This window comes from Streptococcus salivarius (assembly GCF_002094975.1).
GTDB classification, from domain to species: domain Bacteria; phylum Bacillota; class Bacilli; order Lactobacillales; family Streptococcaceae; genus Streptococcus; species Streptococcus salivarius_D.
In genome coordinates this window covers 1,650,337-1,672,184 of the sequence record NZ_CP015283.1, presented here as the reverse complement: position 1 = coordinate 1,672,184, position 21,848 = coordinate 1,650,337, and the positions used below count along the sequence as shown (strand labels likewise).

The 21,848-nt window shown below is 40.5% G+C and carries 23 protein-coding genes and 1 riboswitch; of the genes, 3 read left to right on the top strand and 20 right to left on the bottom strand.

Features of this window, described 5'->3' with window-relative positions; translation table 11 throughout:
* Positions 1-21 precede the first annotated feature (21 nt).
* From phoU to pcrA, 20 genes are all read right to left on the bottom strand, one after another.
* Entirely contained in the window at positions 22-675 is a 654-nt protein-coding gene (phoU, locus tag V471_RS07840; protein WP_021146873.1) for a phosphate signaling complex protein PhoU, read from the bottom strand.
* A gap of 28 nt (positions 676-703) precedes the next feature.
* Positions 704-1,462 (bottom strand): phosphate ABC transporter ATP-binding protein PstB, encoded by a 759-nt coding sequence (gene pstB, locus V471_RS07835; RefSeq protein WP_070656235.1) that lies wholly within the window; start codon positions 1,460-1,462, stop codon positions 704-706.
* Positions 1,463-1,474: 12 nt separating this feature from the next.
* Positions 1,475-2,278 (bottom strand): phosphate ABC transporter ATP-binding protein PstB, encoded by an 804-nt coding sequence (gene pstB, locus V471_RS07830; RefSeq protein WP_003092580.1) that lies wholly within the window; start codon positions 2,276-2,278, stop codon positions 1,475-1,477.
* A 10-nt stretch (positions 2,279-2,288) separates the two neighbouring features.
* Positions 2,289-3,170, bottom strand: coding sequence for a phosphate ABC transporter permease PstA (gene pstA / locus V471_RS07825; RefSeq protein WP_084871372.1), 882 nt, complete (start codon positions 3,168-3,170; stop codon positions 2,289-2,291).
* Positions 3,160-4,074: a phosphate ABC transporter permease subunit PstC gene (gene pstC / locus V471_RS07820; RefSeq protein ID WP_002885101.1), complete on the bottom strand. Its 915-nt coding sequence runs from the start codon at positions 4,072-4,074 to the stop codon at positions 3,160-3,162. Before pstC ends, pstA begins: the two co-directional genes overlap by 11 nt.
* 2 nt (positions 4,075-4,076) lie before the next feature.
* A complete protein-coding gene (locus V471_RS07815; protein ID WP_084871371.1) occupies positions 4,077-4,952 on the bottom strand; it encodes a phosphate ABC transporter substrate-binding protein PstS family protein in 876 nt (291 codons plus the stop codon).
* A gap of 125 nt (positions 4,953-5,077) precedes the next feature.
* The gene (locus V471_RS07810) at positions 5,078-6,388 is read right to left on the bottom strand and encodes an RsmF rRNA methyltransferase first C-terminal domain-containing protein (RefSeq protein ID WP_084871370.1); all 1,311 of its coding nucleotides are present in this window, start codon (positions 6,386-6,388) and stop codon (positions 5,078-5,080) included.
* A gap of 80 nt (positions 6,389-6,468) precedes the next feature.
* Positions 6,469-7,236, bottom strand: coding sequence for an inositol monophosphatase family protein (locus V471_RS07805; protein ID WP_084871369.1), 768 nt, complete (start codon positions 7,234-7,236; stop codon positions 6,469-6,471).
* On the bottom strand, positions 7,226-7,507 hold the full coding sequence (locus tag V471_RS07800; RefSeq protein WP_004182521.1) for a UPF0223 family protein: 282 nt from the start codon (positions 7,505-7,507) through the stop codon (positions 7,226-7,228). The genes V471_RS07805 and V471_RS07800 overlap by 11 nt, the downstream gene beginning before the upstream one ends.
* Positions 7,500-7,913, bottom strand: coding sequence for a Spx/MgsR family RNA polymerase-binding regulatory protein (locus V471_RS07795; protein ID WP_013990597.1), 414 nt, complete (start codon positions 7,911-7,913; stop codon positions 7,500-7,502). Before V471_RS07795 ends, V471_RS07800 begins: the two co-directional genes overlap by 8 nt.
* 69 nt (positions 7,914-7,982) lie before the next feature.
* Positions 7,983-8,894: a bifunctional riboflavin kinase/FAD synthetase gene (locus tag V471_RS07790; RefSeq protein ID WP_014633125.1), complete on the bottom strand. Its 912-nt coding sequence runs from the start codon at positions 8,892-8,894 to the stop codon at positions 7,983-7,985.
* A complete protein-coding gene (gene truB / locus V471_RS07785) occupies positions 8,891-9,772 on the bottom strand; it encodes a tRNA pseudouridine(55) synthase TruB (protein ID WP_014633124.1) in 882 nt (293 codons plus the stop codon). The genes V471_RS07790 and truB overlap by 4 nt, the downstream gene beginning before the upstream one ends.
* Before the next feature lie 119 nt (positions 9,773-9,891).
* The gene (locus tag V471_RS07780) at positions 9,892-11,238 is read right to left on the bottom strand and encodes a DUF438 domain-containing protein (RefSeq protein ID WP_045768700.1); all 1,347 of its coding nucleotides are present in this window, start codon (positions 11,236-11,238) and stop codon (positions 9,892-9,894) included.
* A gap of 1 nt (position 11,239) precedes the next feature.
* Entirely contained in the window at positions 11,240-11,473 is a 234-nt protein-coding gene (locus V471_RS07775) for a DUF1858 domain-containing protein (RefSeq protein ID WP_084871368.1), read from the bottom strand.
* Positions 11,474-11,561: 88 nt separating this feature from the next.
* Positions 11,562-12,182: a restriction endonuclease subunit S gene (locus tag V471_RS07770; RefSeq protein ID WP_014633121.1), complete on the bottom strand. Its 621-nt coding sequence runs from the start codon at positions 12,180-12,182 to the stop codon at positions 11,562-11,564.
* A 125-nt stretch (positions 12,183-12,307) separates the two neighbouring features.
* Entirely contained in the window at positions 12,308-12,802 is a 495-nt protein-coding gene (gene tpx / locus V471_RS07765; protein WP_037611582.1) for a thiol peroxidase, read from the bottom strand.
* A gap of 64 nt (positions 12,803-12,866) precedes the next feature.
* Positions 12,867-13,385, bottom strand: coding sequence for an HAD hydrolase family protein (locus V471_RS07760; RefSeq protein ID WP_269747141.1), 519 nt, complete (start codon positions 13,383-13,385; stop codon positions 12,867-12,869).
* Positions 13,386-13,432: 47 nt separating this feature from the next.
* Positions 13,433-13,624 carry an HAD hydrolase family protein gene (locus V471_RS11335; RefSeq protein WP_252370842.1) on the bottom strand — a complete coding sequence of 64 codons (192 nt, stop codon included), beginning with the start codon at positions 13,622-13,624 and terminating at the stop codon, positions 13,433-13,435.
* Positions 13,625-13,684: 60 nt separating this feature from the next.
* A complete protein-coding gene (locus V471_RS07755) occupies positions 13,685-14,965 on the bottom strand; it encodes an O-acetylhomoserine aminocarboxypropyltransferase/cysteine synthase family protein (RefSeq protein ID WP_225901257.1) in 1,281 nt (426 codons plus the stop codon).
* A gap of 120 nt (positions 14,966-15,085) precedes the next feature.
* Entirely contained in the window at positions 15,086-17,395 is a 2,310-nt protein-coding gene (gene pcrA, locus V471_RS07750; RefSeq protein WP_049529184.1) for a DNA helicase PcrA, read from the bottom strand.
* Positions 17,396-17,689: 294 nt separating this feature from the next.
* Positions 17,690-17,796, top strand: a riboswitch (glycine riboswitch).
* 96 nt (positions 17,797-17,892) lie between these two features.
* Between pcrA and V471_RS07745 the strand changes: the two genes are divergently transcribed.
* The 3 genes from V471_RS07745 (at position 17,893) to V471_RS07735 (ending at position 21,817) form a co-directional block, all read left to right on the top strand.
* A complete protein-coding gene (locus V471_RS07745; protein ID WP_004182511.1) occupies positions 17,893-19,236 on the top strand; it encodes an alanine/glycine:cation symporter family protein in 1,344 nt (447 codons plus the stop codon).
* Between the two features lie 127 nt (positions 19,237-19,363).
* Positions 19,364-20,734, top strand: coding sequence for a tRNA uridine-5-carboxymethylaminomethyl(34) synthesis GTPase MnmE (gene mnmE, locus V471_RS07740; RefSeq protein ID WP_045768697.1), 1,371 nt, complete (start codon positions 19,364-19,366; stop codon positions 20,732-20,734).
* Positions 20,735-20,875: 141 nt separating this feature from the next.
* Positions 20,876-21,817: an AraC family transcriptional regulator gene (locus V471_RS07735; RefSeq protein ID WP_079119912.1), complete on the top strand. Its 942-nt coding sequence runs from the start codon at positions 20,876-20,878 to the stop codon at positions 21,815-21,817.
* Positions 21,818-21,848 lie beyond the last annotated feature (31 nt).

Here is a 21,848-nt window from a genome sequence, read left to right as displayed (position 1 = left end):
AACATAGATTGGAAGCTTTGCCTACAGTTCTATGATTTTCCCAGACTTGAGGTAGACAACCCACTCACAGAGATTGCGGGCATAGTCACCAATACGTTCCAAATACATAAGTACTTGGAAATATTCTTTGGCAGCGAAGGCAGCATCAGGATTCTTGCGAACACCTTCTACTGTCATGGCTTGAATATCACGGAAATAGTTATCAATGATTTCATCTGAAGCTGCGATTTCATAAGCGCGTTTTTCGTCACTGTTCAAGTAAACATCTAGAGCATCTTCGACCATGTGGCGAACTGCTTTCCCCATTTTCTTGATTTCAGCTTCAATTTCAGTTAGGCGTTCCTCACCTTTAATGCGGATAGTTGCTTGAGCAATAGCAACGGCATGGTCACCCATGCGTTCAACGTCACTAGATGCTTTGAGCGCTGTGATAACTGTTCGCAAATCACTTGATACAGGTTGCTGAAGAGCGATAATTTCAAGCGATTTTTTCTCAAGTTTGGTTTCGTAGTTATTGACGATTTCGTCATTTTCAATGACTTCCTTAGCCAAATCACGATCATGGCTGATAAAGGCACGTACAGCTTTCTTAAGCTGAGCTGCAACCTCTGTACCCATAGCGTAAAATTGGTTGTGGAGTTTTTCTAATTCTTCTTCGAAGGGTGTTCGTAACATCATAATTGTTTTAGTAATCTGTCCTTTCTTAACCGAATTTACCGGTAATATAATCTTCTGTTTCTTTATGTTGTGGATTTAGGAACATGTCTTTCGTTGATGAATACTCAATGAGTTCTCCATCGAGGAAAAAGGCTGTTCGTTGTGAGATACGGCTTGCCTGTTGCATAGAACGTGTAACAAGTAGCAAGGTATATTGGTCTTTAAGGTTATATAGGGTTTCCTCAATCTTACCAGCGGAGATAGGGTCGAGGGCAGACGTTGGTTCGTCAAGAAGGATAACCTTTGGAGACGTGGCAAGTACCCGTGCAATACAGACACGTTGCTGTTGCCCTCCTGAAAGTCCAAGTGCTGAGTCATGGAGACGGTCTTTAACCTCTTCCCAGATTGAAGCACCTTTTAGTGACTCTTCTACTGCTTTGTCAAGGACAGCCTTATCTTTGATACCATTGATACGAAGTCCGTAAACAACGTTTTCATAGATTGACATTGGAAAAGGGTTAGGTTGTTGGAAGACCATTCCGATTTCTTTTCTGAGCTCAACAGTATCTGTTCTAGGACTATAGACATTGTGACCGTTGTAAGAAACAGCACCAGTAAGTGTCCACTCGGGGTTTAAATCTCCCATTCGGTTGATAGAACGGAGCAAGGTTGATTTTCCCGATCCTGAAGGTCCGATAAGGGCTGTGATTTCATTTGGATAGAAATCCATTGTCACGTTATTGAGGGCTTTTTTCTTATTGAAGTACACCGATAAATCATTGATTGAAATGATTGGTTTAGTCATGAGTGCTCCTTTCTATCCAAAACGTCCTGATACATAGTCATTGGTTGACTGTAGGGCGGCATCTTGGAAGATTTTCTTGGTTTCATCATATTCGATAAGATCACCAAGGTAGAAGAATGCTGTATAATCACTAGCACGCGCTGCCTGCTGCATATTGTGCGTCACGATGATAATAGAGTAATCTTCCTTAAGTTCGAACATGGTCTCTTCTAGCTGCATAGTAGCTACAGGGTCCAATGAAGCTGCAGGTTCATCCATGAGAAGAATCTGCGGTTTCACGGCAATAGCTCTTGCAATACAAAGACGTTGCTGCTGACCACCTGATAGCGTAAAGGCAGATTTATGAAGATCATCTTTAACCTGATCCCAAAGACCTGCTTGCTTAAGTGATGTCTCAACAATCTCGTCCAAAGTTTGCTTATCTCTTACACCTTTACGTTCGTGAGCAAAGGTAATGTTTCTGTAGATAGACTTGGCAAATGGATTTGGACGTTGGAAAACCATTCCAATATGTTTACGCATTTCATAAACATTGATATTACTTGCATTGACATCGACACCTTGATAAAGGATTTGTCCAGTAACCTTAGCAATATCAATCGTATCATTCATTCGGTTTAGGCTACGAAGAAAGGTTGACTTTCCGCATCCTGAAGGCCCAATAAGAGCCGTGATTTTATTTTTCTCGAATTGCATGTCGATGCCTTTGATGGCTTCTTTTTGACCATAATAGACATGCAAGTCCTTTGTTTCAAGAGCGAGCTCCTTCTCTGGGAAGGTGATAATATGACGCTCGTCCCAATTGTATTTTGTCATGATAACTCCTTTAAGCGGATGTTAATTTCTTATGGAGGTAAGCTCCCAAACGACGTGCACCAAAGTTGAAAATCAAAATGAAAATCAAGAGTACTGCTGCTGAACCAGCTGATACTGCAGTGGCGTCAGGTGTCGTACCTTCTGAGTTGACCTTCCAGATGTGAACAGCAAGTGTTTCTGCTTGGCGGAAAATCGAGATTGGACTAGAGATACTAAGCGGATTCCAGTCGCTCCAGTTAAGTGCTGGTGCCGATTGACCTGCTGTATAGATAAGCGCTGCTGCTTCCCCGAAAATACGACCAGAAGCAAGAACGATACCAGTAACAATACCAGGTAAGGCCTCTGGAACAACGTGTAAAATCGTTTCCCATCGAGATAAGCCTAGAGCTAGCCCAGCTTCACGTTGGGTATGGTGGACTGTTCGTAAGCTATCTTCAACTGTACGAGTCATTTGTGGCAAGTTAAAGACCGTTAAGGCCAAGGCACCTGATAGGATTGAAAATCCATACTGAAATTGGACAACGAAAATCAAGTAACCAAAGAGTCCGACCACTACTGAAGGCAGTGAAGAAAGGATTTCAATACAGGTACGAACAAAGTTGGTAAGTCGTCCTTTTTTAGCATATTCTGATAAGAAGATTCCTGCTCCCATAGAAAGAGGCACAGAAATAATCAGGGTAATAACCAAAAGGAAGAATGAATTGTAGAGTTGAACCCCAATTCCTCCACCAGCTTTGTAAGATGATGATCGACTAGTCAAGAATGACCAGCTGATATGTGGTATCCCGCGAACCAAGATATAGAGAATCAAGGCTGCCAGGATTGTTACAATAATGCCAGCAATCACATAGAGTGTGCCGATGGCAATTTTATCAATTTTTTTAGCGTTCATAATTTCTCTTTCTCTCACGGGTAATGAATTTCACCAACATATTGAAACCAAGACTCATCAATAAGAGCACCAAGGCGAGAGACCAAAGGACATTGTTTGAAACAGTACCCATGACTGTATTTCCGATTCCCATAGTCAAGACAGATGTCAATGTCGCTGCTGGTGTCGTTAAAGAAGTTGGAATCACTGCGGAATTTCCGACAACCATTTGGATGGCAAGAGCCTCACCAAAGGCACGGGCCATACCAAAGATAACGGCCGTGAAAATACCTGGTTTAGCAGCGTTAAGTGTCACACGCCAAATCGTTTGCCAGCGTGTAGCTCCCATGGCAAGACTAGCTTCACGATAGTGACGAGGCACTGCACGAAGCGTATCTGTTGTCATAAAGGTTACGGTTGGTAGAATCATGACGAACAAGACAAAGGTACCTGAAAGAATACCAAAACCTGTTCCACCAAAAATTAAGCGAACAAATGGAACCACCACTTGGAGACCAATAAATCCATAAACAACAGATGGAATCCCAACCAAAAGTTCAATAGCTGGTTGTAGGAATTTAGCCCCTTTCGGAGAAATTTCAGTCATAAAGATGGCTGCTCCAATGGCAAATGGCGTTGCTACCAAGGCTGAGAGCAAGGTAACTACGAATGATCCCAAAATCATTGGAAGAGCTCCGAACTTGCCTTCAGATGGCGACCAATCGCCACTAAAGAGAAACTCGATCAAGCTAACTTTATTAACAAAGAAAGTCGCCAGCCCTTTTTGAGCAACGAAAAGTAAAATCATGGCTACGATAAAAACAATCAAAGCTAGGCAAAGGAAAGTGATTGTTTTACCAAACTTCTCGAGGCGTGAATTTTTAGAGGGTGATGTTAATTGTTTCACCAATTCTTCATTTTTCATGCTTACTCCTCACTCTTCTTTGAGACTTTACCATCAGCATCCTTTGTAACTTTCATGCTATGGATGGAAATGTAACCCATTTTTGCGACGACGTTTTCTTGGACTTCGTCGCTCATCATGTAATCTAAGAATTGTTTGGTATAGCTATCTGGTTTTCCCTTGGTATACATATGCTCGTAAGACCAAATAGGCCAATCGTTAGTTGCAACATTTTCAGCTTTTGGTTCAAATCCATTTAACTTCAATGTTTTAACAGAATCATCAAGGTAAGCAAATGACAGGTATGAAATAGCACCTGGTGTCTGAGCAACGATTGACTTAACCATACCATTAGAATCTTGCTCTTGGGTACGGATTGGCGATTTGCCGTCCATAATCACTGCATCGAAAGTTGCGCGTGATCCTGAGCTAGCTGCACGGTTAATAATAGTAATCTCTAGGTCTTTACCACCAAGCTGTTTCCAGTTTGTGATGTCCCCAGTGAAAATCTTGCGAAGTTGTTCGCTTGTCAAGTTATCTACGGAAACTTCCTTGTTTGTAATCACTGCAATTCCAGCAACGGCAACTTGATAGTCAACAAGCTTACTGGCATCGATTCCAGATTTTTCCTCGGCAAAAAGGTCACTGTTACCAATTTGAACGGCACCGGATTGTACCTGAGAAAGTCCAGTACCAGAACCGCCACCTTGGACGTTAACGATATTCTCAGGGTTCTTTTCAGCGAACCCATCTGCTGCCGCCTCCACTAAGGGTTGAAGGGCCGTAGAACCAACTGCTGTAATGGACTGGCCACGGTCAATCCAAGAGGCACAGCCAGTTAAGACTAGCATGGCCATTGCCAGTGACATAATCACTGCAAGGACTTTTGTTTTTTTCATTTTTGTCCTCCGACATTTTGTAACTTAAGTAAGAAAGTGTCTTATATATATGCTGTAAAAAGACATCTATCTAATTATACCAAGTATAAGATAATTAAGTCATATTAAAGTTTGATTACAGGCCCTTATACATGGAATCTCAATCCCTTAGGATAGTAGTTTTTAACCGTGTTTCCAACGATTTTGGCAAATCCAAATCCATTGCCATCCACTAAAAGCTGATACCAACCGTTTGGTTGCGCTTGATCTAGAGTGACCACATTACCAGAAACGTATTGGGCAAACTGGTCTTGAATTAGCTCTATACTTGAAACAACTTCATCTGAGGTTAACGCAATTCCAAGAGCAAAACTTGGTTCAAAACGTTTTTTCTTAAAGACACCAAGATGCAGTCCATTACGAGCGATTTTAACTTTAGATAGGTCTGGAAGTCCCTTAGGAAGCAGATAGAGATTGTCCCCAAAAACTTGGAGTAAACCATCTAGACGAGTCTTAAGGTGTTTTTTTGCAAAATCTTCCCAGAGTTGCTTCTGCTCCTTGTTTAGGTTAGATTTTCCCTCTTTGATACGTGCCTGCTCAGCCACGCGCTTATCCTGGAATTTTGCCACAAACTGACCTTCACCTTTGAAATGGTGCGGATACATTCGAGCTGTTTCTGGAAAATCAATCCCACCTTTCATGCCGTTCCATTTAGGGATTTCCACCAATTCGAGATCAGGATAATTTTCTAAAATCCAAGCGACAACCCCTTCGTTTTCCTCAGGAGACCAGGTACAAGTTGAGTAGATCAATTGACCACCAGGAGCGAGCATCTTCAAACCGTCTGACAAGATATCCTTCTGCAATTGTGCCAGTTCACTAGGATACTCCTTATGCCAATATTGGATTGCATCAGGGTCCTTACGGAACATTCCTTCGCCAGAACAGGGTCCATCAAAGACAATCGTATCAAAATAATTTTTGAAAACTTTGGCTAGTTTATCAGCTGACGTGTTTGTCACAATAACATTTCTCGCTCCAAAACGCTCAATGTTTTCAACCAGAATTTTGCTACGCTTTGGATTGATTTCATTGCTGACCAACAGTCCTGTATTATCTAGGTAACTAAGAAGATGAGTAGACTTTCCGCCTGGAGCAGCTGCCAAGTCTAAGACACGACTTCTCTTGGCAGGAGCTGCTACTTGAGCAACCATTTGAGCAGCTGGTTCCTGAGAATATACCAAACCAGTTGCATGATCGGCAGATTTTCCGGAAATTTTACCGTAATGGCCCCAAGGTGTTTCAGGGATAGCATCAGGAAAGTCCTTCTGTTGCTTTTTCAAAGGGTTGGTGCGGTAGGCGGATACGGCTTCTTGATCAAAAGATGCAAAGAAGTCCTCAGCTTCATCTCTAAGGAGGTTATTATATTTTTCTATAAAGTCTGATGGAAATTGCATAGTTTCCTTTCTATCAAAAAACTGGACTAACCAAGAGAACTTGCTGTTCTGATTTGTCCAGTATGGTTTTATGTTTCAAATTAATTTTCTGAGCCCATAATATGCTTGATTTCTTCAAGTCTGTCTTTAGGGACAAGCATCACAGCTTGACGACTAGAATAATCCAGTGGTTCTCCAGTAATGGTCTCAAGGTGATAACCCAATTTTTCTCCCATAATACTTGCTGCGGCATAGTCCCATGGGTAAATTACTGAAAAGTAAGCTAAAATTTGACCAGATAGGACTTTTGACATGCTTAAACCAGCACCACCGTAGACACGAACGCCCAAGGTCTTATCAATAAGGTCTTTTAAGCCGTGAAAATTTTTAGCATACATAGCTCCATTGCTAGCGACTAGGCACCGGTCTAAAGGTCGACTTTTATAGGCTGGAAGCAATTTGTCATTACAATATACATCAAACTGGCCACCACCATAGAAAAGTTGATCAGCCATGACGTTATAAATGAGACCAAATTTTCCTTGCCCCTCTTCATAGTAGGCAATCATCACACAAAAATTATCTTGTTGGACAATGAAATTGACCGTTCCATCAATTGGATCCAAGACCCAGACGTTTCCATCCTTGATATTATGCACCAAGCCATTTTCTTCAGCGAAAATATTGTCTGAAGGGAAGGCAGATTTAATACGTGCCACGAGTAAATCTTGTGTCTGTTTGTCAATATTAGTGACTAAATCATCAAAAGCTGTCTTTTCTTCGACCGTGATTGTTTTACTTAAACTTTCTTTAATAAAAGCACCAGCTTCTTTGATGATTTCTTTGGCGAAAATCAGTTTATTTTCCAAGTGATACAAATCCTTTATCTTTTGCTTTAGCAGCTTTGACAGCTTGATAGGTTGAAAAACCGCTAGCTTCTTCAAAGGCCTTGTCTAGTTGCTTTTCAGGCGCTTTACCTGGAACAACGGTTTTAAATGCCTTATAGGCTTGCAAGAGTTGGTCACGGTCAACCTTGCTCTCGTATGCTTTTTCTACCTGACTCAAAAAATGAAGCACTGTGGTAATTTCCTCAGTGCTCCATGATGGATCGAGTGGGTAGGAATAATTTCCTTTAGTCATTGTTACCCTCAATTTCAGCTCGAATGGTCGCTTGACGCAATTCTTGCTTTCTATAATCACGAGGCAAAAAGGCACGAATTTCATCTTCGTTGAAACCGATTTGCATGCGTTTGTTGTCCAAAATAATAGGTCGACGAAGAAGATTTGGATATTCAGAAATCAGTTGAATGAGTTCCTTGATGGTCAAATCATCCACATCGATATTCAGCTTCTGAAAGACTTTTGAACGGGTTGAAATGATATCTTCAGTACCATTTTCCGTGTAAGACAAAATCTTCATCAACTCATCGTGAGTTAATGGGCTCGTGATAATATTGTGTTCGTCAAAAGCAACTTCATGATTGGTCAACCAAGCTCGTGCTTTCCTACAGCTGGTGCAGCTAGGTGATAAAAATAAAGTTACCATGCAAACACCCCTTTCACTTTAACATTCCTAATCATTATACATTATTTGATTAGTTTTGGCTACGCTTTCTTAAAATTTTTCCGCGATTTTTTTATCGGCCTCCAGTTGAGCACAAAGTTCCTCTATATTATTGAACTTAATCATATCACGGATATAATCTAGCCAAAAAACTTCGATTGTTTTTCCATAAATATCGCCTTCAAAATCAAAGATATTGGCTTCAAGGCGGAGTTCTGTTCCCCCAAAGGTAACGTTTTTACCTAGGCTAGTCATGGAACGATAGCGTTTACCATCAATCACCACATCAGCAACATAGACGCCATCAGCAGGTAGAAAAGTTCTGTCGATTGGTGCTAAATTAGCAGTTGGAAAACCAATGGTTCGTCCACGGGCATCACCATGTACCACGATGCCACGTGTCGAGAATTCGTGGCCAAGAAGTTTATTGGCTTCTTTAACATTACCTTCTCGTATTAATTGACGTACACGTGTTGACGAAATCTTTTCACCATCGCTTTGTTGCTCTTCAATGACATGGACATTACCAGAAAAATTACGGGCAAGATAGTCCACATCTGTTCGATGATGGCCAAACTTGTAATCAAAGCCCACAACAACCTCTTGAGCTTTTAAACGCTTAATATAGCGGGCAATGAAATCATCTGAACTCGTTCGGGCAAAATCACTATTGAAATCTGTTAAATAAAGCTGATCTGTTCCATAGGCTTCAAAAAGATCACAACGCCTTTGAGGTGCTGTAATATGCAGAAGGAGATCATCTGTATACCGTTGAAAAGTCAGTTGAGGACTTTCATTAAAGGTAAGGACAGCTACTTCAAGTTGTTTGTCATCAGCAATCTGGCGCGCCTTATCAAAAAGGACCTTGTGACCACGATGAAGCGCATCGAAATAGCCTAAGACAAGGACTGTACCCTTTTCCTGATGGATATCTTTATAATCGTTAATAGAAGTTATTTTCATTGACTTAATACTTTTCTAGGTTTATAAACTTGATTTCGCTTTTCCATGATGGCTAGAACTTTGTCTTCTAAAAAGGCCGCAACCAAGGGTTCTTGGCTATCAATAGCAATAAAGCGACCAAATGAGATTTCTTTAGCATCATCTTCAGTGACTTGTACTGTTGGCAGATCCTGAACACCAAATTCGATAGGAAGGAGGAAGGACGTATCCCCTGCTTCTACCATTTCTGAAATTTGTGAGAGTGTTAGTGCCTTATCTAAGGTTAGACCAGCTGAGGCTGTTCGACGAAGAGCAGACATATGACTCGCGTAGCCGAGTTTAGCACCCAAATCAACAGATAAGGTACGGACATAAGTTCCCTTGCTACAAGCAACACGGAAGGTGAATCTCGCAGTGTCGTTTTCTAGCTCGATGGGTGAGGTACGGACAAATTCGGTAATGGTCACTTGACGTTGTGGACGTTCTACTTCTTCTCCAGCGCGTGCGTACTCATAAAGTTTCTTTCCGTTGACCTTAACTGCTGAGTACATAGGGGGAATTTGTGTGATTTCTCCCTCAAAACTTGCCATTGCCTTGTCAACGGCTTCTTCATCAAGCTCTGTTACTGGAGTTATTTGGACGATTTCTCCACTAGCATCCTCGGTAGTTGTCGAAAAGCCAATGGTAATTTCTCCTTCGTAGACCTTCCCTGCTTCAGTCATGTATTCAATGACACGAGTCGCTTTTCCAACTGCTATAGGTAGGACACCAGTAACATCTGGATCAAGGGTACCACCATGTCCGATTTTTTTCTCTTGTAATATTTTGCGTAGTTTAAATACAGCATCATGACTGGTCATTCCAGCCTCTTTTTTTAGATTAATAATTCCTGAAATCATACTTTTAATTATATCAAAAGCAATCCTAAAGAGCTAGGTAGAAACATAAAGAGGCAGAGAGCAAAGTCTCTAACCTCTTACGGATTATAGTCATAAGCAGTCGCAGGACTACTAGCTTTTTAATCAATATCTCTTTTAAGATCGCTTTCCAGTTCAAAGAAAGGTTTAATATCTTGCACATACTCTAAGACGCCCTGAAAGTCTCCCTTGTCATCTCTAACAGCTGCATAGGTAACATAGACGAATTTTCCTAAACGTTCAGATTTGAACCACATTGGAACTTGGTCACGCTCTCCACTCCTTAGTAATTCAAAGATTTTCTTGACCTTATCAAGCACTTTTGGCGGATGACAAAGTTCAACGTTTCGTCCAATTTGGCTAGGTGTTCGTTTAAAAACCATTTCATTGGCAGGAACATTATCATTATAGTATTGGAAAATATCGTCTTTATTGACGAAAGTAATTTCCAAAGGGAGATGATTTAGAATAAGATTGGCCTGCTCCACAGAAAGATAACCATTGCCAAAAGGTTGCGTTGTTTCTCTATCTACGACAGTTTCAGTTTTTGGTTTTGGGGTGAAGCTGATGGTGAATTGCCCTTCTGGGGTTTCAATAATTCGGGTATTGCCCGTATGTGCGTCAGTGCTCAGACCTGACTGTTCTTGCGATGTTTCCGTATTGTCTTTCTTAAAACGCTCACGCTTAGGTTTCCAGACGGCTGTAGGTTTTATAATTGCATAGCCATAGGCATCACTTTCTTCGGCAATTGAAAGCCAATCATCCTGCGTGAAGGTTTCAAGCAGAATCATAAGTAAGATAGCTTCTTCCTTGAAAATCATGGCTTCAAATTCTTCTGAGAAAGCTTCAAAGGACTTTGAAAATTCTTCTAAATCAGCATCTGGAAGTTCTTTTAGTTTAGCTTCTGCCGCTCTAAAAAGTTTTCGGATATCATCGTCTACTCCCCACATAACCTTTGGAGGAGAATCATGACCATAACGCTCCATTATTGGAAAGAAGAGCTTTTCTTTACGTGTGTAATGGTTATGGAATTGTCCCAATAAAGACATCTGATGTTTAAGTCCATTGACTAGGTCAGATTTAAAGTCTTCATTTTCAGGCTTACTGATATTTTCTATGATACGTCGGATACGGAGAATAGCTGAACGTAGGGCTAAATTCTCTTGTTTAAAGACATAGACAGGGTGACCCTCTTGATCAGCGTCTGCCACTTCCACATCAGCAATAGCTCCTTTAAAGAGGTTAGCATGGACATTACAAAGGCTCATAACATCTTCAAAGGTAACCCCATCTTCAGATGACATCAATTCATGCTCCATCATAGAGATTTCAAGGGCAGATACTCCCTTGAAGTGTTGATTGAAGCGCTCTTGAACACTCTCAGGACTGGCTCCATGGTGTAAATCTAGGAGAATTTCTTTGAGTATTTGAATACGATTGTTTTCCATATTAGTCTCCGATGACATCATAACCATTGGATAGTAAGGTTTGCTTGATCTTATCTAGGGGAATATTAGCTAACTTAGAGCCAGCTTTTAGACTGGTCACCTTACCGACAGTATTTAGCATAGCTGGGTTAGACAAGGGCTTAAAACCAAGGCTAATCAGTAAATCCTTAACTTCTGGATGCTCTTTTATGATTGTTGCGACTGGTTGTGATAAATCTATGGTGTTGGTAGTCATAATGACCTCCTAATAACATATTTACTACTACCATTATACACGAGAATAATAAAAAAAGACCAACAAATCCTAGTTTGCTGGCTTTTGGTTAATTTCCAAATAGAGCTTCTGTAACATTGTGTTGGATATTTTCCCACTCTTGCTCTGCACGAACCATCTTACGGTGGAAATCGGCACGCCCACGTAGATAGGCCGCAATTTGGTAATCTTGCTTAACAATCGGTATCTCAGGAATTTTGATGTCCAAGAGGTCAGCTGTCGATAAATTGAGGACAGCCTTTCCCTTATCAGCATAATCTAAATAGGCCCGACCAATTTCGGTCTCAAGGAAGAACTTTATGTAGAAACCACGGAGTTTTTCCTTAGGTCGTAATACTGTAATATTGGATGAGGCAACAACTTCACGCTTGCCCTGATCTTCGAAAACGGCAACTTTTTGAACAGTTCCCTTAGATGCAATAAGCACATCTCCATCTTCTAAGAGAAAGCGTAAAAGTTTGCGGCGTTCCTCAGAAAATGTTTTTAGGTCATCGTAAGCAATGCCGTTGGGTGTCATATCCGATAGATTAATGACAGCGAATTCGCCAGGTTCTGCCTTAGCAGGGACAGCTTTTCCTTTAAATTGATCGACAACATCGCCTAAACGAACAAGTTTGTCTGTGTTAGCTTCGTAATCGATAATCAGTTGAGGTCTTTCTTTTTCAGACATTGAATCTCCTTTTTATATTTTACTATCCGTATTGAGTATTGCTATACAATAATAGCAAGAAGCTAATACTTTTGCAAGTAAAAACTGTAAGAAAGGCAAAATAAAAAAGAGACCGGGGCCCCTTTTTATAAGCTTTTAACTGCTGCTACTGCCGCTTCATAGTTTGGATCAGTATTGATATTGTCCAAATATTCGACATAAGTAATCTTGTTGTCAGCGTCTGCCACTAATACTGCACGCGCTAACAAGTGCCATTCTTCAATAAGGACACCATAGTCTTTACCGAAACTATTATCATAGTAGTCAGAAAGCATGATGGCATTTTCAAGTCCTTCAGCACCACACCAACGAGCTTGTGCAAATGGTAGGTCCACTGAAATAGTAATAACTACAGTATCATCTAGTTCTGACAATTCCTTGTTAAAGGTACGTGTTTGAGTTGAACAAATACCAGTATCGATTGATGGAACGATAGAGATAACTTTTTTCTTTCCATCGAATTCTGAAAGTGATTTTTTCGTTAAATCTGTTGCTGTCAAATTAAAGTCACGCAAGGTATCTCCAACTTGAAGTTGTTTGTCTTCTGCTACTGTAACTGGTTTTCCAATAAATGTTGGCATGCTAGTCCTCCAATACTTTTTTTACTATTGTACTGTAAATAGAGCAAGAAGACTAAGCATTTGTTTAGAACTTTTCAAACAGTTGTTTAATTTTTTTCGCAATCACTGTATTAATTGCAGGAATGACTTCATCCGCAAAGTCTTTCAGGTAAGGATAATTGCCAACTTGCACATCATATATAGCATTTTTGAAAAGAGAAATATCATTTTGGTCATTTCCAAAAGTTACAAAGTTTCTGCCAAAGTGGTTTAAAACTGTACTAGCCTTAGTCACTCCTTTAGGATTAATGTAGAGACACCTTTCTATATCGTGGTAAATAAGGTCTAAACATTCCAGTTTGTTTAGATTAAAGATAAGGTCTTCTCGGATATCCTCATGCTCTGCAAGTGGAATAACAGCTTTAATGGGCTTATTAAGTTCTTGGACAGGCAAAATCCTTGCTTTATTTAATGAGTCAACATTTGAAAGGAAAGGAATCTGTTCAGGATTTTGAATAGCATAATTAAAGGTATCATCAATAAAATAAGGGAGATTATAGGTATCACAGTAGCTAACAATCGTTCTGAGAGCATAAGAAGGTATTGTGTATTGCGATACTAAACACTCATCTTGAAAGACTTCACCACCGTTTAAGCCAAAACTACTGTCAGCTTTTTCAATTCTCCCTCCAAAATACTAAGACAGTCTCTGTAAGAGCGTGCTGTTGCAAAAATAATCTCATGACCGTATTTAGGTGCTGTTAAAAGAACCTCTTGTAGTTCTTTTGACATAGTCATACCATCAAAACATAGGGTTCCATCCAAATCAAAAACAAATTTCATAGGGGTAGTATAACAAAAAACCAGCTATAGAGCTGGTTAAAATATTTAGTATCAGAATACTTAAATTTTATCAAGGGCTAGTTTTAAATCTTCAATCAAATCATCTGCATTTTCTAAACCAACTGAGATACGAATTTGATTTGGAGTGACACCACAAGCTAGCAAATCTGCTTCTGCCAATTGTTGGTGAGTTGTTGTTGCAGGGTGAACCACCAAAGATTTTGCATCAGCAACGTTAGCCAAATCTGAGAAGATTTCAAGATTATCAATAACGGTACGTGCTTCTTCTTGTCCACCTTTAACATGGAAAGTGAAAATAGAACCTGGTCCTTTAGGGAAGTATTTTTGTGCCAAGTCATAGTAAGGACTTGATGGCAATCCAGGATAGTTAACTTTTTCAACTTTTGGATGATTTTCCAAAAAGTCTACGATTTTTTTAGCATTTTCGACATGGCGTTCGACACGAAGTGAAAGTGTTTCAAGTCCTTGTAAAAGTAAGAAAGCATTGAAAGGTGCCAAGGCAGCCCCTGTGTCACGCAAAAGTTGGGTACGAAGGGCAGTGATAAATGCTGCTGGACCAACATCACGTGTATAGCTGATATTGTGGTAAGATGGGTCTTCGTCAACCAATTGTGGGAACTTGCCTGAAGCTTCCCAGTCAAATTTACCAGAATCGACGATAAGACCACCGATAGTTGTTCCATGTCCACCGATAAACTTAGTCGCAGAATGAACTACGATATCTACACCATGGGAGATAACATTGATGAGATATGGAGTCCCAAAAGTATTGTCAGCAACCAATGGAATCTTATGGCTGTGAGCAATTTCAGCAATCTTTTCAAAATCAGGAATGTTGATAAGCGGATTACCCAAAGACTCAATCAAGACAAGTTTGGTATTATCTTTGATAGCAGCTTCAATTTCTTCAGGATTGTCAACATCTACAAAAGTTGTTGTGACACCATAGCGTGGAAGAGTTTCTTTTAAGAGATTGAATGTTCCACCGTAGAGGGTTGTCGCAGCAACAACATGATCGCCAGCATGTGCCAAACCAAGGACCGCATAGGTGATTGCAGCCATACCTGAAGCCGTAGCCAAGGCACCAACACCACCTTCGAGGGCTGCAATACGTTCTTCAAGTACTGCTACTGTTGGATTGGTAATACGTGTGTAAATATTACCCGGTTTTCTAAGGGCAAAGAGATCTTCACCTTCTTGAGCATCGTCAAAAACATATGAAGTTGTTTGGTAAATTGGAACCGCACGTGATTTTGTTTCCTTGTCAGGTGTTTGTCCAGCGTGTAATTGTAAGGTTTCAAATGAAAATTCTCGTGACATATGGGTGTCCTCCAAAACAAAAGTTGACTTCATTCTACACCCAGAAAAGCTGGCTGTCTAATAGAAATTTTTTATCAATGTGATAGGGAGGGCTTATAAAAAGGACCTTTCGGTCCCTTTCTATTTCTTCTCAATAGGTGCTACACTTGCTAAAACCTTTTTAAGTCCAACTTCTGGGAATTTTATCTTAAGTTCTTGCGTCTTGCCACTTCCAGTTACTTCTAGAACGGTACCATCTCCCCACTTCTTGTGGTGAGCGATATCTCCGATTTCCCAGTCAGTAGCTGAATTGCCAGAGTCTGAAGTCTTGCCAAAAGGTAGTCCGCCAGTAGCTTTTGAAAATGGCTGAGCGCCCGTATGTCTTTGAGGTTGTGCATTTGCTTTTCTGGTCTGAAGCGCTTGTTGTAAACTCATGCCTTGACCAAATTGTGTTGGCTCTTCCTTTGTAAAACGAACACCAAATGATGAATTGGCTGGACGAGCTAGACCTTGATATTGTAATAAATCATCTGAAATTTCACGCAAGAAACGGCTAGGACGATTATAGCTAGTCTTACCGAAAAGCGTACGTGTATTAGCGTTGGTAAGGAAAAGAATCTCTTCAGCACGGGTAATACCTACGTAAGCTAAGCGACGCTCTTCTTCGAGTTCTTCTGGATCTTCTGAGGCACGAGACAAAGGGAAGACCCCCTCTTCCATACCGATAAGAAAGACAACTGGAAATTCAAGTCCTTTAGCAGCATGGAGAGTCATCAAGGTTACTTCTGCTGCTTCCATATCACCATCGTCCGTATCAGCAATCAACGCTAGATCGTTCAAGAAACGGCCTAAACGGTCAATACCAGTCTCGTCTTCCGTACCATCGGTGTTGGTTTCATCAAAATTCTTAGTAACAGACATGAATTCTTCAATATTTTCAATGCGTGCTTGACTTTCAAGTGTTTGTTGCATAGAAAGAGCATCCAGATAACCAGACTTATCTAAAACTGTCTCTACAGCTTCAGTGATGCTTAGCCCATCTAGCTGGTCACGTAGATTCAGAATCATGTTAGCAAAATCGTAAACGCCCTGAGCTGCTTTCCCCTTGATCGGTGACAACATAATATTAGCTGATGCATCTAGGAGACTCATGTTTTGCTCATAGGCAAAGGTGCGAATCTTTTCAAGCGTACCAGGCCCAACTCCACGTTTAGGTTCATTAATCACACGTTCAAAGCTAATATTATCCGCAGGATTGGCAACTAAGTTCAAGTAAGAAATGACATCACGGATTTCTTTACGGCTATAGAACTTGGTACCACCAACCATGGTATAAGGAATATTAGACTTGAGCAAGGCTTCCTCGATAGTACGAGACTGAGCATTAGTACGATAAAGTACAGCGAAATCCTTGAAGTTCTTACCCTCTTCACGAATAATGTTATCAATAGTTGAAGCAACAAAAACAGCTTCATCACGCTCGTCATTAGCACGGTAATAAACGATTTGTTCACCGTCATCATTTTGAGTCCAAAGTTTTTTAGGACGGCGATTGCGGTTGTTCTTGATGACTTCGTTGGCCGCCTGGAGAATTTTCTTGGTTGAACGGTAGTTTTCTTCCAAGAGAACTACCTTGGCTTCAGGATAGTCCTTCTCAAAATCAAGGATATTCTGCATATCAGCCCCACGCCAACCGTAGATTGATTGGTCAGCATCACCTACGACACAGATATTCTTGAAGCGAGAAGCCAAGAGTTTTACCAACTGATATTGAGCATGGTTGGTATCTTGGTACTCATCCACGTGAATATACTGATAACGCTGCTGATAATAGGCGAGAACATCAGGATTTTTGTCAAAGAGACGCAAAGTCATCATAATTAAATCGTCAAAATCCATAGCTTCACTACGACGGAGCTCCTCTTGATAGGCCTTATAACATTTAGCAACAATTTGGGTGTACATATCACCGGCCTGGTGCTCGTAGGCCACTTCATCCAAGAGGTCATTTTTGGCGTTGGAAATCGTCCCTAAGATGGCACGTTCATTCCACTTCTTAGGATCTAGGTTAAGATTCTTGAGAATACGTTTCATCAAAGTACGTTGTTCACCAGGATCTACGATAGTAAAGTTTCGGTTGTAGCCAATATGGTCCGCTTCACGACGAAGAATTCGCACGCACATACTATGGAAGGTTGCAATCAAGGTTTCTGAAGTTGCTGGATTTAAAGCCATAGCACGTTCACGCATCTCACGAGCTGCCTTATTGGTAAAGGTAATGGCTAGGATATTCCAGGGGTTAATCATTTTCTCGTCAATGAGGTAGGCAATGCGGTGGGTAAGCACACGTGTCTTCCCAGATCCTGCACCAGCCATAATCAATAAAGGCCCCTCAGTCGTTTGGACGGCTTCGGCCTGTTTGTCATTCATACCAGTTAATAATGGGTTCATCATATTCTCCATTCTCAAAAATAAGCTCTACTATTTTATCATTTTTTGGATGAAAATGCAGATTCTATTCATAATGGATCTGAAATAACTTTAGAAGATAATTGTTTGTTTTTATTGGAAGTACTTTGCTTAAGATTGCCCATATTCCTAGCTTTAGAGGAAGACATTCTAAAGAATAATATTCGGATTTTTATAGTTTTGATGAAAATTAGTGTTGACACTGTTCGTTTTTTTCGATAAGATAGAATCACAATAAAATAAGAACCGAGTGATGTCATCAGGATGACTGGTGATTGACGGACTTCTGGAGAGATCTTGAAGCAGCCTTAGCTGTATACAAGACACCGAAGGGGCAAGGGGTAACAACCGAAACTCTCAGGTAAAAGGACAGAAAGCATCGCAAGTTTTTTAACTTGTAGTAATAGCTTTGTATTCTCAGAGGTCTGGTCAAGCCAAACCTCTTTTTTGACGTCTCGGTTAAAGGAGATTGTAAATTTATGTTAGACTTTTTTACTACCATTGATGATTTTGTCTGGGGTCCACCCCTTCTGGTCCTTCTTGTAGGAACTGGGATTTACCTTACAATTCGTCTTGGTCTTTTGCAAGTTCTTCGTCTTCCTAAAGCTTTTAAACTTATCTTTGCTGAAGATAAAGGGGAAGGTGATATTTCTAGTTTTGCAGCCCTTGCGACTGCTCTCGCAGCAACTGTTGGTACAGGTAACATTGTCGGTGTAGCTACTGCCATCAAGACTGGTGGACCAGGTGCCCTTTTCTGGATGTGGATTGCCGCTTTCTTTGGTATGGCAACCAAATATTCCGAAGGTCTTTTGGCTATTAAATTCCGTACACTTGACGACCAAGGTAATGTCTCTGGTGGTCCAATGTATTACATCACACACGGTTTTTCTGGGAAATGGCAAACAATTGCTAAACCTTTGGCCTACTTCTTTGCCTTTGCAGGTGTGCTTGTTGCATGGTTGGGGATTGGTACTTTCTCTCAAGTTAACTCAATCACCGCTTCACTTCAAAATAGCTTTGACTGGTCACCAAAAATCGTAAGTGTCATTCTTGCTCTTATCACTGCTGCTATCATTTTTGGTGGTATCCAATCTATCTCTAAAGTTTCTGAAAAGGTCGTACCATTTATGGCTGGGCTCTATATCTTAGCAGCTCTTGTGGTTATCTTTACTAACTTTAATCAACTTCTTCCAGTCCTTGGAATGGTCTTCCAATCTGCCTTTACTGGTAAAGCAGCCGTTGGTGGTTTTGCTGGTGCAACAGTCATGGTTGCTATGCGTCTTGGTATTGCGCGTGGTGTCTTCTCTAATGAGTCAGGTCTTGGATCAGCTCCTATCGCTGCAGCTGCTGCTAAGACTGAAGAACCTGTTGAACAAGGTTTGATTTCAATGACAGGTACTTTCATTGATACGATTATCATCTGTACGCTTACTGGTCTTGCTATCCTTGTAACGGGTCAATGGTCAGGTAGCCTAGAAGGTGCCCCAATGACACAAGCAGCCTTCTCTTCTGTTTTTGGTACATTTGGTGAAATTGCCTTAACACTTTCTTTGGTTCTCTTTGCCTTTACAACAATCTTGGGTTGGTCTTACTACGGTGAACGTTGTTTCGAATTCATTTTCAAATCAACGAAATTCCTTCCACTCTACCGCCTCATTTTTGTAGTCATGGTTGCCCTTGGTGGATACCTCACACTTGATGTTGTTTGGAAAATTGCGGATATCGTAAACGGTTTGATGGCATTGCCTAACTTGATTGCCCTCCTTGTTCTCTCACCAATCATCTTCAAAGAAACTAAATCATACTTTGAACGTCACAAATAAACAAAAAGAGCCTAGGCTCTTTTTTCTTGACTTTATCGGCACCAATCCTTGCTACTACTGGTCTTTTGCGTTACAATGAAATTAAATCATTTTACAACTAATTCAGAAAAAATCCAAAGGAATAACTATGTCAATTACCAAAGAATTTGATACGATTACTGCAATTTCAACACCTTTAGGTGAAGGTGCTATCGGTATCGTTCGCCTATCTGGAACCGATGCAGTTGCTATTGCTAATAAGGTTTTCAAAGGAAAAAATTTAGAAACGGTCGCTTCACATACTATCAATTACGGTCATATCGTGGAAAATGATGAAACCATTGATGAAGTCATGGTCAGTGTTATGCGTGCACCAAAGACCTTTACGCGTGAGGATGTCGTGGAAATCAACACCCATGGTGGTGTCGCTGTAACCAATGAAATCCTTCAACTCCTTATCCGTTCTGGTGCTCGTATGGCCGAACCTGGAGAATTTACTAAACGTGCCTTCTTGAATGGTCGTGTGGACTTGACCCAGGCTGAAGCTGTCATGGACTTGATTCGTGCTAAGACTGATAAGGCTATGGCCGTTGCCGTTTCTCAACTTGATGGTTCGCTCAAGCATCTCATTAACAACACTCGCCAAGAAATCCTTAACACTTTAGCTCAAGTCGAAGTGAATATTGATTATCCAGAGTATGATGATGTTGAAGAAGTTACTACAAATCTTGTCCGTGAAAAGACTCAAGAATTCCAAGCACTTCTAGAAAATCTTTTGGCTACTGCCAAACGAGGAAAAATCCTACGAGAAGGTCTTTCAACAGCAATCATTGGTCGACCAAATGTCGGAAAATCTAGTCTTCTTAACAATCTCCTACGTGAGGAGAAGGCTATCGTTACAGACATTGAGGGTACAACACGTGATGTCATTGAAGAATACGTTAATATCAAAGGCGTTCCACTTAAGTTAATTGATACCGCAGGTATCCGTGACACAGATGATGTTGTTGAAAAGATTGGTGTGGAACGTTCTAAGAAAGCTCTCGAAGAGGCTGACCTGGTTCTTCTTGTCCTTAATAGCTCGGAACCGTTAACTGAGCAAGACCGTACATTACTCGAAATCAGCCAAAATAGCAATCGTATCATTCTCCTAAATAAGACAGACCTTCCACAAGCAATCCAAATGGAAGAGCTTCCTGAAGATGTTATCCCAATTTCAGTCCTCAAGAATGAAAACATTGACAAAATTGAAGATCGTATCAATCAGCTCTTCTTTGATAATGCTGGTCTAGTGGAGAAAGATGCTACTTATCTCTCAAATGCCCGTCACATTTCACTCATTGAAAAAGCCCTCGAAAGCCTTGAAGCAGTCAATCAAGGTCTTGAATTAGGCATGCCTGTTGACCTCCTACAGGTTGATATGACACGCACTTGGGAAATTCTGGGAGAAATTACTGGTGACGCTGCCCCAGATGAACTCATTACACAACTCTTTAGCCAGTTCTGTCTAGGAAAATAAACATAACTAAATTTATGTAAAAAGATGCTCTGTCATCTTTTTATTTTTGCATCATAAATACAGAAATAAAATTATGTAAAATAAAACCTATCAATACCATCAGACGATTTACTCAAGCTTTTTAAGAAAGAAAATGCTATCATGGTACTATCCTATGATTTTGAAAGGTTTGCCATGAGTCAAGCAACTACTGATACTGATTTAAAACATTTGATAGACTTTGACGATAATCTGCTTCCATTTCGATTGACGGAAACCAAGGTTGAAAATGGGCGCCCTGATATTCTTTTTCATTGGCATCCTGAGCTTGAGATTCAATATGTTTATGAGGGGACTGCTCGTTATCATATTGATTATGACTATTTTGATAGTCAGGCTGGAGATATCTTTTTAATACGTCCGAATGGCCTTCATTCGATTCACCCCGTAGATAATCAGCCTCATCATACGGACACCCTACATTTTCATTTGGATATGTTGGGGCAGTCGCTGGTGGATCCGCTTAGTCTACGCTACCTACAGCCTTTACAGAATTCTAATTTCAAGTTTAAACAATGCCTGAGACCGTCAGACGAGGGGTATAGGGAAATCAAAGCTCTCCTCTTTGAGATTTTTAAGATGATTCGTCAGAAAGATCGTCACTATGAACTTCTTCTCAAGTCAAAACTTGAAGAATTAATCTACCTCCTCTACTTCTATCGTTTGGTAGAGCGAAAAACTTCTGATGATCATTATCGTAAGAATGAAAAGATTCGGGAAATCATTGATTACATTAACCAACATTATTCCGAAAATCTCACGATTGAAAAGTTATCAGAGCTTATGGGGTATAGTAAGACCCACTTTATGACGATTTTTAAGCAACATACAGGTACCTCTTGTACAGAATTTATCATTCAGGCAAGAGTCAATGCTGCCTGCGAGGAGCTTCGTAATAGCGTTAAACCAGTTTTGGAAATTGCTACTAATGTTGGTTTTAATAACCTATCCAATTTCAACAGCCAATTTAAACACTATTACGACCAAACACCAAGCCAGTATCGAAAAACACATAGCAACAAGAAGAAAACAAAAAAGAGTTAGCCAAATGGTTAACTCTTTTTTTATCTGCAAA